Here is a 6024-nt window from a genome sequence, read left to right on the forward strand (position 1 = left end):
ACGAAATGGGTTTCCTCGATTTCGCGGGCTCGACCGTCGTGCACTCGGTCGGCGTCTGGGCGGCCCTGACCGGCGCCATCATCCTCGGCCCGCGTATCGGCAAGTACAACAAGGACGGCAAGACCGTGCCGATCCCGGGCTCGAACCTGACGCTGGCGACCCTGGGGACCTTCATCCTGTGGCTCGGCTGGTTCGGTTTCAATGGCGGCTCGCAGCTGGCCATGGGCACCGTGGGTGACGTCGCCGACGTGAGCCGCATCTTCGCCAACACCAATACCGCTGCTGCCGGTGGCGCCATCGCGGCGATGATCGCCTCGCAGGTGATGTTCAAAAAGCCCGACCTGACCATGGTGCTGAACGGCGCGCTGGCCGGTCTGGTGTCGATCACCGCCGAACCGCTGACCCCGTCGCTGGGCGCGGCCACCCTGATCGGAGCCGTGGGTGGCGTGATCGTGGTCTTTGCCATCCCGATGATGGACAAGCTGAAGATCGACGACGTGGTGGGTGCGATCCCGGTGCACCTGATCTGCGGCATCTGGGGCACCATCGCGGTGGTGCTGACCAACTCGGACGCCTCGCTGATGACCCAGCTCTACGCGATCTTCATCGTCGGTGCCTTCACCGTGGTGGTCTCGGCAGTGGTCTGGCTGGTGCTGAAGGTGACCATGGGTCTGCGGGTCGACGAAGAGACCGAGATCAACGGTCTCGACATGGCCGAGCTGGGCATGGAAGCCTACCCCGAGTTCAGCAACGGCTGAACCGCTGCAAGCGACACGAACACGCGAAGGCCCGGGGCGATCCCCGGGCCTTTTGCCTTGTGGCCCGTGCCCCGCGCCGGCGGCGGCCCCGGACGGGGCGCAAGAAAAAGGCCGCCGGCGCATTGCGCGGGCGGCCCTCTTGGCTCGTGAAGATCGGCTCAGATGCCGACGTCGACGATCGCCTTGGCCAGCACCGGCACCGTATGGGCGTTGAGCCCGGCGATGTTGAGCCGGCTGTCGGACACCATGTAGATGCCATGTTCGGCGCGCAGACGCTCGACCATCTCGGGCGTGGTGCCGAGCTGCGAGAACATGCCGCGGTGCTGCGCAAGAAAGCCGAAGCGGTCCGAGCCCGACAGGCGCTGCAATTCGCCCGCCAGCTGCTCGCGCAGCGCCAGCATGCCCAGCCGGGTGTCTTCCAGTTCCGCCATCCAGTCGGCGCGCAGGGCGTCATCGGTGAGGATCGTGCTCACCACCCGGGCGCCATGGTCGGGCGGGAAGGAAAAGTTCTGCCGGTTGAGGTGGTTGAGGTTGCCCTGGGTGACAGCGGTATTGCCCGCCTCTTGCGACACCGCCATCAGCAGGCCGGTGCGCTCGCGGTAGACGCCGAAGTTCTTCGAGCAGCTGGCGGCGATCAGCGTTTCCGGCACCGACGAGGTCACCAGGCGGGTCGCCGCGCCATCCTGTTCAAGCCCGTCGCCAAAGCCCTGATAGGCGATGTCGATCATCGGGATCAGGCCCTTTTCGTTCAGCAGATCGACCACTGCCTGCCACTGGGTCAGGTTCAGGTTGGCGCCGGTCGGGTTGTGGCAGCAGCCGTGCAGCAGCACCACGTCGCCGGCCTTGGCCGCGGCCAGATCCTCGATCATGCCGTCGAAATCGACGCCGCGGGTCTCGCTGTCGAAATAGCGATAGGCGGTGTGGTTCATGCCGAGATAATTGAGGATCGACACGTGGTTGGGCCAGGTCGGGTTCGACACCCAGACCGTGGCCTCGGGGCTGGTGTTGCGAATGAGCTCAAAGGCCTGGCGCACGGCGCCGGTGCCGCCGGGGGTGGCGGCGGCGGCAATGCGGTCGCGGGCCACGGCATCGGCCAGGATCAGCCCGATCATGGCATCGCCATAGGCCGGGTCACCGGCCAGGCCGACATAGGACTTGCTGGTCTGGGTCTCGACCAGTCGGCGCTCGGCAGCCTTGACGGCACGCATCACCGGGGTCACGCCCTCGGCGTTCTTGTAGACCCCGACCCCGAGGTCGATCTTGGTCGGGCGCGGGTCGTCGCGATACATGGCCATCAGGGCCAGGATCTTGTCGGCGGGCTGTTGTTTCAGGTTGCTCAGCATCAGGTGTCTCCGGTGGCAATTGGCAGGGTGGGGAAGGCGCCCCACTCGGTCCAGGATCCGTCATAAAGCGCATGGTCGGTCTTGCCGAACCGTTCCATGGCCAGGCTCAGGATGGCGGCGGTGACGCCCGAGCCGCAGCTGGTGATCGCCGGTTTGGCAAGGTCGATCCCGGCGGCCTCGAAGGCGGCGCGCAGCGCCTCCGGCGCCTTCATGGTGCCGTCGCCGTTCAGCAGGTTGCCGAAAGGCAGGTTCTTCGAGCCCGGGATATGTCCCGAGCGCAGCCCCGCGCGCGGCTCGGACGCGGCACCGCTGAAACGCTCGGCGGCGCGGGCGTCGATGATCTCGTGATCGCCCAGTTTCGAGGCGCTGGCGACCTGGGTGACATCGCGCACCATCTGGTTCTGGCGCCGCACCGTCATGTGGCGATCGCGGATCACCGGCGGCAGATCCTCGATCGGATGGCCCTCGGCCTGCCATTTCGGCAAGCCGCCGTCCAGCACCGCGATGTCGTTCTGGCCCATCAGCCGGAACAGCCACCAGACCCGCGCCGCCGAGAAGATCCCGGCGCCGTCATAGACCACCACCTGATGGCCGTCACCGACCCCCAGCGCGCGCATCCGGCTCATGAATTTCTCGACCGGGGGCACCATATGCGGCAGGTCGCTGCGCAGGTCGGCGATCTCGTCGATGTCGAAGAAACGGGCGCCGGGAATATGCGCCGCGTCATATTCGGCCCGCGCATCGCGGTTCTCGGCCGGCATGTACCACGAGGCATCGAGGATCCTGAGATCGGGGTCGCGGATATGCTTGGCCAGCCAGTCGGTGGAAACAAGGGTTTTCGGATCGTCCATGCTCTGTGCCCTCTGTCGCTTGAAACCCTGCCTACTATCGCCGGCGCGAACACGCAAGATTGAGCGCCGGCCACGGGGCGGCAATTCTTTCTCTTGCCCGAAATATCCCCGCCGGAGGCCCCCCGAGGCGGCGGGGCGCAGCCCCGCGGCCGAGACAGGCTGCGCGCCGCAAGGCGCACCTCTCGCGCCGCTGGCGGGCAGGCTCAGTCGCCGTGGCGCATCAGCCGCTGTTTCTGGCGGCCCCAGTCGCGCTTGGCCTCGGTGGCGCGCTTGTCGTGCAGCTTCTTGCCCTTGGCGATGCCAAGCTTCATCTTCACCAGCCCCTTGTGGTTGAAATACATCACCAGCGGCACCAGGGTCATGCCCTTGCGCTGGGTGGCGTTCCACAGGTTGGCCATCTCCTTGCGGCTGACCAGAAGCTTGCGCCGGCGCCGTTCCTCGTGGCTGAACATCGCCCGGTCGTAGGGCGCGATATAGGAATTCACCAGCCACAGTTCGCCATCTTCCACGGCGGCATAGCTCTCGGCGACATTGGCGCTGTTCTCGCGCAGCGACTTGACCTCGGAACCGCTGAGCACGATGCCGCATTCGATATCGTCCTCGATCGCATAATCGAACCGGGCCCGCCGGTTCTCGGCGATCACCTTGTAGTTGGGGTCCGTGCTCGGTTGCGTTTTCTTGGCCATGATGGCGCCTGATTACCCTGACCGCGGGCAGCTGTCCATGACCTGCGTTCGCGTGCGAGGGGGATTGCATCGCGGCGTCAAACCGGGATTCTGGTGCTGTTAAACCCGCCCTGCGACCGTTAAAGACACCCCATGACCCATTCGCCCGCCTTCAAACCGTTTCACCAGCGCGCCGAACGTATCGTACAGAGCGAGTCGGTGCATGAGCTGTGGCAGCATCATCTCGATTTTCTGGCCAGTGTCGGCTTTGACCGGGCGCTCTACCTGGCGGCGCCGCTGGCCAACCGGCTGGACTGGGGCGATATCCGGCACTGGCTGGTGCTGACCAATTTCCCGGCGCCGGTGATCGATGTCTTTCTCGGAGACGACCTGCACAAGACCGTGGCCCGGGTGGTGAAACCCTATGACGGCCCGCGCGCCTACAGCTGGTCCGACCCCGAGCATCGCGACATCACGCTGCTGAGCCGGGACCAGCAGCGCCACCGCGACCTGTGCCGCGATTGGGGCATCCATGCCGGCTACACGATCTGGTTCAGCGACAGGTGCAGCCACCGCAAGGCGGTGATCGCGCTCTGTGCGCGCCGCGACCTGAGCCAGCCGCAGGTCGACGCGCTGTGGCAGCAGCACGGCAGCGAGATCCACGCCCTGTGCCGGATCATGCATCTCAAGGTGTCGACATTGCCGGCGCCGGCGCATCGCGACCTGTTGACCGCGCGCCAGCGCGAGGTGCTGAGCGGGGTCGCCGATGGCCGCACGGTGCAGGACATCGCCGAGCAGATGTCGCTCAGCGCGGCGACGGTGGAAAAGCACCTGCGCCTGGCGCGCGCGGCGCTCAATGCCGAAACCACCGCCAGCGCGGTGCGCAAGGCGGCCGAGCTCAACCAGCTGTTCCTTCTGCCCTGATTCGCCGCCCGGCGCGCCACGATCCGCTTTACAGCGCCGCGCGGCGCGCGTAGTGCTGAAGGCGATGGTTCCCGGCCGGTCCGCCGGCGGGGAAAAGGGAACACGGTGCGGCCCAGCCATGGGCCAAGTCCGCGACTGCCCCCGCAACTGTAGGCGGCGAGCGACCCCGAGACACCCACTGGCCATGTGCCGGGAAGGGTCGGGCAAGCGATGATCCGCAAGTCAGGAGACCTGCCATCAGCAACTGTAACCGAAACCGGGCGGGGTGCTCCGGGAAAGGGCTGATCCGATGGCGCATCGCGTTTTACATTCCGGCTCTTCCGTCGCCCCGCGCACACGCGGAGGGCGTCATGAACCGGAACACATCCCACGGCAATTCCCACAGCAATTCCCGCAGCAACTCCCACGGCTCGGCGCAAGGCACGCCCCCCTATCGGATCCTGCAGTGCAGCCTCTGCCCGCATACCGGTGACGCCTGTCGCATCGGTTTTGAACTGGCGCAGGGCCTGTACCGGTCGATTGCCGCCGGGGGCGAGATGATCGCCGAGGATTTCGAGATCTCGGGCCATGTCGAGATGCCGGGCTGCACCCGGCCCTGCACCGGCGCCTTTCACGCCACCAAGACCGCCTGCCACCTGTTCGGCGACGTGGAACGTGGCGCCGATGTCGCGGCCCTGCTGTCCGACCCGGCGCCGGCGGCGGCGATCACGCTCGAGGCGGGCGCCGCGCGGCTGAATTAGCCACTGCGGATCAGGTGCCGGGTAGCGGCGCGGCTTTGGTGGATTGTCCGAGGCCGTGCCGAAGGCCGAGTCAGAGGTTCATATCGGTGTGCCAACCGTTGGTTTTCCCGCTGCAGACCCAAGAGGCGTCGCGGTTTTGCGATCCGACTGAATACCATCCGTAGCTGCCGGTGGAATGGGCATCGTATGCCGAGAAGGTTTCGCTTTTTCCAGCACGTATCCAGGAGGCTCCGCAATCGTCGGAACCCGATTTGCGTTTGATACAGACCTTGACATAGACGCCGCTGTTTTCGCGATTGGTGATGGTGACGATCAGCTTGTCATCGTCATATTTGCTCCAACGTGCGTCCCCGGTTGTGCGCGGCTGGAAATAACAGCCATCACTGTCAGCAGCTACGGCCTGTGCTGCAGGCAGAGCCAGTGAAATGGAAAGTGCCAGAAGGGTGAGGAATTTCATTGTATTGCCCTCTTTTTGAGTGAAATACTCTTAGTATTGCGAGCGTTCCCCGAGGGCGAAATCTGGGAAGATTCATAGGGTTTACCCTCGATCCGCCGCCCCGGGGGTCAGCAGATGCCGCAGCAGCGCCACCGGGTGGCGGCGCAGGGTGAGGCGCATGGCGACATAGTCTTCGACCACCTCTTCGCCCTCGCTCATCTGCGGCAGATGCGCGGCGGGTTCGACAATGCCCTCGCCGTCGATGTCGCCGGCAAACAGCGGCAGCGGTTTCTCGGAGCGGATGGCG

General features: G+C 65.7%; 7 protein-coding genes, 1 pseudogene and 1 riboswitch. Of the genes and pseudogenes, 3 read left to right on the plus strand and 5 right to left on the minus strand.

Features of this window, described 5'->3' with window-relative positions; genetic code table 11:
* A pseudogene (locus ABZD10_RS12785) lies at nucleotides 1-758 on the plus strand (ammonium transporter); the annotation flags it as partial.
* A gap of 158 nt (nucleotides 759-916) precedes the next feature.
* On the opposite strand, the gene ABZD10_RS12790 reads toward ABZD10_RS12785, so the two are convergent.
* The 3 genes from ABZD10_RS12790 to smpB all read right to left on the minus strand — a co-directional run bounded on the left by ABZD10_RS12790 (nucleotide 917) and on the right by smpB (nucleotide 3638).
* Complete coding sequence (locus tag ABZD10_RS12790) at nucleotides 917-2101, minus strand: aromatic amino acid transaminase (protein WP_372887012.1); 1185 nt, start codon at nucleotides 2099-2101, stop codon at nucleotides 917-919.
* Nucleotides 2101-2952: a 3-mercaptopyruvate sulfurtransferase gene (gene sseA / locus ABZD10_RS12795; RefSeq protein ID WP_372887014.1), complete on the minus strand. Its 852-nt coding sequence runs from the start codon at nucleotides 2950-2952 to the stop codon at nucleotides 2101-2103. The genes ABZD10_RS12790 and sseA overlap by 1 nt, the downstream gene beginning before the upstream one ends.
* Nucleotides 2953-3155: 203 nt before the next feature.
* Nucleotides 3156-3638, minus strand: coding sequence for an SsrA-binding protein SmpB (gene smpB, locus ABZD10_RS12800; protein ID WP_372887015.1), 483 nt, complete (start codon nucleotides 3636-3638; stop codon nucleotides 3156-3158).
* Nucleotides 3639-3770: 132 nt separating this feature from the next.
* On the opposite strand from smpB, the gene ABZD10_RS12805 reads away from it, so the two are divergent.
* Both ABZD10_RS12805 and ABZD10_RS12810 read left to right on the plus strand, forming a co-directional pair.
* Nucleotides 3771-4541, plus strand: coding sequence for an autoinducer binding domain-containing protein (locus ABZD10_RS12805; protein ID WP_372887016.1), 771 nt, complete (start codon nucleotides 3771-3773; stop codon nucleotides 4539-4541).
* A 48-nt stretch (nucleotides 4542-4589) separates the two neighbouring features.
* Nucleotides 4590-4795, plus strand: a riboswitch (cobalamin riboswitch).
* 96 nt (nucleotides 4796-4891) lie between these two features.
* The gene (locus ABZD10_RS12810; RefSeq protein WP_372887018.1) at nucleotides 4892-5281 is read left to right on the plus strand and encodes a hypothetical protein; all 390 of its coding nucleotides are present in this window, start codon (nucleotides 4892-4894) and stop codon (nucleotides 5279-5281) included.
* A gap of 70 nt (nucleotides 5282-5351) precedes the next feature.
* Here ABZD10_RS12810 and ABZD10_RS12815 read toward each other — a convergent pair whose 3' ends face one another.
* Together ABZD10_RS12815 and ABZD10_RS12820 are read right to left on the minus strand one after the other, a co-directional pair.
* Nucleotides 5352-5738: a hypothetical protein gene (locus ABZD10_RS12815; protein ID WP_372887019.1), complete on the minus strand. Its 387-nt coding sequence runs from the start codon at nucleotides 5736-5738 to the stop codon at nucleotides 5352-5354.
* 81 nt (nucleotides 5739-5819) lie between these two features.
* Nucleotides 5820-6024 (minus strand): hypothetical protein (locus tag ABZD10_RS12820; protein ID WP_372887020.1); only part of this gene is annotated, 205 nt, incomplete at its 5' end.

This window comes from Shimia sp. (assembly GCF_041624275.1).
In the GTDB taxonomy this organism is placed as follows: domain Bacteria; phylum Pseudomonadota; class Alphaproteobacteria; order Rhodobacterales; family Rhodobacteraceae; genus Shimia.